Source organism: Stenotrophomonas sp. YIM B06876 (genome assembly GCF_030711595.1).
GTDB lineage: Bacteria > Pseudomonadota > Gammaproteobacteria > Xanthomonadales > Xanthomonadaceae > Stenotrophomonas.
Window position 1 is genome coordinate 1 of record NZ_JAUJUJ010000063.1, and the last position, 4,858, is coordinate 4,858.

General features: G+C 65.4%; 6 protein-coding genes. 1 reads left to right on the plus strand and 5 read right to left on the minus strand.

From position 1 onward, the window contains the following. The first annotated feature begins 14 nt into the window (after window positions 1–14). Window positions 15–476: a LysR substrate-binding domain-containing protein gene (locus tag QZH66_RS14265; RefSeq protein ID WP_305806603.1), complete on the plus strand. Its 462-nt coding sequence runs from the start codon at window positions 15–17 to the stop codon at window positions 474–476. Window positions 477–530: 54 nt separating this feature from the next. Here the strand turns inward: QZH66_RS14265 and hutC are convergent, their stop codons facing one another. From hutC to QZH66_RS14290, 5 genes are all read right to left on the minus strand, one after another. After that, window positions 531–1,412, minus strand: a complete 882-nt coding sequence (hutC, locus tag QZH66_RS14270; protein WP_305806604.1) for a histidine utilization repressor — start codon at window positions 1,410–1,412, stop codon at window positions 531–533. After that, the gene (locus QZH66_RS14275) at window positions 1,409–2,203 is read right to left on the minus strand and encodes an amino acid ABC transporter ATP-binding protein (protein ID WP_305806605.1); all 795 of its coding nucleotides are present in this window, start codon (window positions 2,201–2,203) and stop codon (window positions 1,409–1,411) included. Before QZH66_RS14275 ends, hutC begins: the two co-directional genes overlap by 4 nt. An 89-nt stretch (window positions 2,204–2,292) precedes the next feature. After that, window positions 2,293–2,961 carry an amino acid ABC transporter permease gene (locus QZH66_RS14280; protein WP_305806606.1) on the minus strand — a complete coding sequence of 223 codons (669 nt, stop codon included), beginning with the start codon at window positions 2,959–2,961 and terminating at the stop codon, window positions 2,293–2,295. After that, entirely contained in the window at window positions 2,958–3,602 is a 645-nt protein-coding gene (locus QZH66_RS14285; RefSeq protein WP_305806607.1) for an amino acid ABC transporter permease, read from the minus strand. Before QZH66_RS14285 ends, QZH66_RS14280 begins: the two co-directional genes overlap by 4 nt. Window positions 3,603–3,695: 93 nt before the next feature. Then, window positions 3,696–4,520 (minus strand): transporter substrate-binding domain-containing protein, encoded by an 825-nt coding sequence (locus QZH66_RS14290; RefSeq protein ID WP_305806608.1) that lies wholly within the window; start codon window positions 4,518–4,520, stop codon window positions 3,696–3,698. Window positions 4,521–4,858: the final 338 nt, after the last annotated feature.

Consider the following 4,858-nt stretch of genomic DNA (forward strand, 5'->3'; position numbering starts at 1 on the left):
CGTGTGCGCCGGATTTGCTGGCGTCGCACACCGTGCGCACGCCGGCCCAACTGCTGGACCTGCCGCTGATCGGCATCGACTGGGAACGCGTGCACCGGCCCCCGCCCAACTGGGCCGACTGGGCGCGCAGCGCAGGCATGGACGGCGGCGGTGCGGTCGACAGCTCCCTGACCTTTTCCCTCTCCAGCGCCGCCATCGATGCCGCGCTGGCCGGCCGCGGCCTGGTGCTGGCACCAATCGCGATGATCACCGGCGACCTCGCGGAACGGCGCCTGGTCCTGCCGTTCGACCACCGCCTGCAACTGCCCCAGCCCTACTTCCTGGCCTGGGACCGGGCTGCGCTGAACAAGCCCTTTGGCCGCGAGTTCCAGCAATGGGTGATGGCCGCTGGTCGGCGGCAGGCCGGACTTTCCTGCGGGGATATTCCGCTGAGCCGGCTCCAGGCCGGTCCTATGCATCGCCTCACCAGCGAATAGAGCCTTCCGCCGGCAAGGCGCAATGCCACACCTGCCTTTCAGCTCCGGATGCGGTTACACGGCGCTGCCGCCGCCGCTACCCGCCTTGCCCTCCTTGGTGGGCGAGAAGTGTGCGACCAGTTCGTGCTCTTCGCCCGGATAGGCCAGCCGCACATACGTCACCGGATTCTCTCCCGTCCACGTGCGGCGCTGGATGATCAGGCACGGCGAGCAGGGCGCCACCTGGAGCAGCGCCGCCATGTCGGCGTCGGAAGCGCCGGCGCGGATGCGGTGCTCCGCCGAGGTCCAGGGCACATGGCTGACCAGCCAAGCACCCGGTGGCTCGTCCTTGAAGGATTCGCCGGCGGCCTGCGGGACGGCAGCCAGGTTGATCAGCCGGTATTCGAGGCAGAACGGCTGGTTGCCTGCGTAGTGCAGACTGCGCAGCTCCAGCACTGGACCGGCCTTGTCCAGTTCCAGCGCATCCATGTCGGCCCGCAGGCTGCGCCGCCTTTTCAGGTCCAGCAGCCCGTAGCGGTAAGGCTGGCCCAGCGCCAGCACTTCGGCACGGATGTCGTGGATTTCGAGCACTGCCGAGCGCGAATGCGAGCGCATCACAAAGCTTCCCGCCTTGCGCCGCCGCTCGACCATGCTGGCGCGCGCCAGCTGCGTCAGCACCTTGTTGACGGTCATGCGCGAACACTGGTAGATGTCGGTCAGCTCGTGCTCGGACGGAATACGGTGCCCGGGCGGCCATTCGCCGCTCAGGATGCGCTGCTCAATGTCGTTGAGAATGCGCTGGTGCAGCGACCCGCCGACCAACCCTGCTGCCGGCGCTTCGGCCAGCACCGCCGCCTTGGCTGAAGTCTGGACCCGGGCTTTGGCCGCTTTGGGCGGCATCTTGAGAGACGCGTCAGAGGTCGCGTCGTGTCGGGAGGGCTTGGCGTTCAGGGTCATCCAACAAGCATAGCTGCTCCGCGGTCCAGGTAGGTGTCGAGGAACTGGTCCAGGCGCGGGTGGCGCGGCTTGCCAAACACCTGCTGCGGACTGCCTTCGAGCAGCAGCCGGCCCTGGTCGAGAAAGGCGATCTTGGCGCCGACCGACGCGGCAAAGCCGATCTCGTGCGAGACCACCACCATGGTCATGCCATCTTCGGCCAGCGCCCGCATCACATTGAGCACCTCGCCGGTGAGTTCGGGGTCGAGCGACGACGTGGGCTCGTCGAACAGCATGATCTGGGGTTCAAGCGCCAGAGCCCGCGCAATCGCCACGCGCTGCTGCTGCCCGCCCGAGAGCTGCGATGGGTAGTGGTCGGCCCGGGCTTCGAGGCCGACCTTTTTCAGCTGCGCCATGGCGCGCTCCTCGGCCTCGGCGCGGGCCATGCCGCGCACGGTCTTGAGCGCTTCGCTGACGTTGCCCAGCGCCGTCATGTGCGGCCACAGATTGAACTGCTGAAAGCACATGCCGATGGTGGAGCGCACTTCGCGGATGCGCTCGGGGCTCAGGCGCACGCGCTGGCCATCGGCAGCTTGCTCGAAGCCCAGCGGCTGGCCATTGATCAGAATGGACCCGGCCGTGGTCTCTTCGAGAAAGGCCATGCAGCGCAGCAGCGTGCTCTTGCCCGAGCCCGAGGGACCGATCAGGCAGGTCACCTGGCCGGCCTCGATGTCCAGGTCGATGTTGTGCAGCACTTCCACGGGACCAAAGCTTTTGCTCACGCCCCTGACTGAAATGGCATGCGTGGTCATGGCGGTCCTCCGGTGGGCATCAGCGGCGTGTGAACTCTGGGCGCCTGGCGTCACGACAGGAAAGGCGGAGCGGTGGGTGAGGGTATTGGTCATGGGTTGGTAAATCCGAATCGGGAAAGGCGGGTTTCGGCCATGCGGCCCAGACTGCCGCACACTTCGACCAGTGCCCAATAAAAGCAGGCCAGCAGAAACATCGCTTCAACAAAAGCGTATTTCTCCGAACCCAGGGAACCCACCTGGAAGGTCAGCTCCGGCACGGTGATGATGGACAGCACGGCGGTTTCCTTCAGCAGCACGATCACCATGTTGACCGCCGGCGGCAGCACCAGCATGGTCATCTCCGGCAGCAGGATGCGCTTGACGATCTGCACGCGGCTCAGCCCCAGGCACTCGGCCGCCTCGATGTGGCCGCGTGGCACGGCCTCGAAGCCGGCGCGGAAGATCTCGCTGAAATACGCCGCGCCATACACCGCCAGGCCCAGCAGGCCCGCAGGCACGGGGTCCATAGCCAGGCCGATGAAGGGGCCGCCGTAGTACAGCAAGAACAGCTGGATCAGAAACGGTGTGCCGCGGATCAGGTCGACATAGACGCGCAGCGCCGCGTCCAGCGCGGGAGGCCCATAGCGTCGCCCGATGGCCACGGCAAAGCCGAGCACAATGGCCGCCAGAGCGCCGCCCAGCCAGATCAGGAAGGTCACGCCGCCCGCATGCAGCAACTCGGGGCCGAGCGAAGCGATCAGGCCAATATCGAAATTCATGCCTTGACTCCCCAACGAAACGAGCCTTCAAGGCGGCGGGCAGCCAAGGCCACCGCACTGTTGATGACCAGGTAGAGCAGCGCCGCCGCAGCAAACAGCGGCAGCGGCTTGAAGGTGCTGGCAGACAGGTCCTGCGCCATGCGCGTGAGCTCGATCACGCCGACCACCGAGACCAGCGACGAGGCCTTCAAGATCATGATGGCCTCGTTGGTCAGGGCCGGCAGCGTCATGCGCAGCGCAATCGGCGCTCGGATGCGCCAGAACTGCTGAAAAGGCGTCATTCCCAGCATGTCGGCCGCCTCCAGCAGGCCGCGCGGCACGCTGGCAAAGCCGCCGCGCAGGTTTTCCGCCTGGTAGGCCGCCGTGCACAGCGACAGCCCCACGATGGCGGCCACCATGCTGGGCACGTTCAGCCCCAGCATGGGCAGCAGGTTGTAGATCAGCAGCAGCTGCACCAAGAGAGGCGCGCCGCGGAAAAAGCTGACAAAGGTGCGCCCCGCCAGCGACAGCGCACGGTGGCTGGATTGCATGGTGGCCGACACCACGGTGCCCAGCGCCAGCCCCAGCACGATGGAAATGGAACTGATCACGATGGTCCAGCCGCAGGCCTGCACCAGCAACAGGAACAATTTGAAAGACATGGGTCAGGCCTCTGTTCTCAAAAAATCGACGGAGACGGCGGAAAGGCCCCGGCGCAGCGCGCCGGGCCCATGTCCGCCCAGCAATGCAAGCACTCAGAAGCTGGGCGCTGGCGCCTGGTCGGGCGTATCAAAGCTCTCGCCAAACCACTTCTTCTGCAGGCTGGCCAGGCGGCCGTCGCGCTTCATCTTCAGGAGAGCCTCGTCGACCGCATCGGCCAGCTTGGCCGCATCGGCGTCCTTGCGGCTGATATAGCCAAAATAGCTCTTGGCACCAAACGGTGGCTGCACCACCTCGAACGTGTCGGGCCGCTGCTTGGCCACATAGGCGATGTTGGGCAGGGAATTGGACACTGCGGAGATGCGTCCCGCGGCCAGATCGGCATAGGCCTCGTTGTTGCCGGGGTAGTCGCGCGTCTGGATCTTGCCGGGCAAGGTGTCGCCAAACGTCTTCGCCTGTATCAGTTGGGCAGAGCTCTTGGCACCGCCCACGGTCTTGCCCCCCAGATCGGCCGGCTTCGTGACCGAGGCATCGCCCTTGCGCTTGAGGAACGCCACCGTGGCCTCGGCCACGGGCACCGAGAAGCGGTAGCGCTCCAGCCGCGCCTTGGTAATGGTGGCAGGGCCGGCGACCATGTCGAACTTGCTCGTCTCCAGCCCAGGCAACACGCCCTCCCACGGCAACAGCACCCACTCCAGCTTGACGCCCATCTCCTTGGCGATTTCGTTGAACAGATCCACGTTCAGCCCGGCGTGGGCACCATCCTTGATGAAGTCGAACGGCGCAAATGCGGTTTCGGTGCCTACTTTGAGCACACCGGCCTGCTTGACGCGGGCCAGCGAATCCTGGGCGTGCGCACCGGCGCAGGCCAGCACCAGTGCTGCGCTGGCCAGGGTCTTGAGAAAAGGACGTTTGGTCATGGGGTCTCCAGAGCGTGTTGCAGATCCGGCATGCCTACAAGCGGCATCACCGTAGGCACCGGAAACAGCTCAAAGCGGCTGCACCTCTTATTTGCCTATACATATTAAAGCACTGGCTTTTTTGCTATGTCATGCGCGTTTACCCCAGTGCCTGGCTCTTTTGCTGTGCGCGCAAAGCGGCTACAGCAAGCGCACCGAGGCTTTGGAAACTGCGCCCACTCTCTGTCGCGCGCCCTTTCACCGCGCGCCGCCGACCCCTGCCCGAGGCCGGGGCGCGGCTGCTTACTAGGGATTCCTCTCATCCCCGACGACATGCAAACCACTTGTCAATTCCCCAT